This is a genomic window from Citrobacter sp. VF227 (assembly GCF_052950715.1).
Genome location: NZ_JBRFVF010000704.1, coordinates 1 through 310, shown reverse-complemented (window position 1 = coordinate 310; position 310 = coordinate 1). Strand labels below are relative to the sequence as shown.

1 protein-coding gene is annotated in these 310 nt (G+C 52.6%); it reads left to right on the top strand.

Annotation, left to right across the window (positions count from 1 at the left end; all coding sequences use genetic code 11):
• Nucleotides 1–291: hypothetical protein (locus ACU8YC_RS28655; protein WP_446896473.1), on the top strand; the 291-nt coding region annotated here is incomplete at its 5' end.
• Between the last annotated feature and the right edge of the window lie 19 nt (nt 292–310).

Here is a 310-nt window from a genome sequence, read left to right as displayed (position 1 = left end):
GAATATATGATGTATATGCTGGCTGACTGGCTGGTTCCGGAGGATGAAACCACCGGAAAGGTTAAACTCCGGCAGATTTTTAATGTTTCAGCGGCGAAAAAAGCCGCCTCCCCGGTGAAAGAAAACCGCGTCTCCACCGGCGCACACTGCAGGGCCGCGCCGGAAATAACACCGCAGGCGGGGACCCGGCATCCGCTTATCCGCAAACTGATTAAATTAAGACGGGAGCCGAAACGGTTTTTCTCCGATTCATCGCACCCCGTGCTGAACGTCATGAGTAAAATATTATGAATGCAGATCCGGCGGTAAG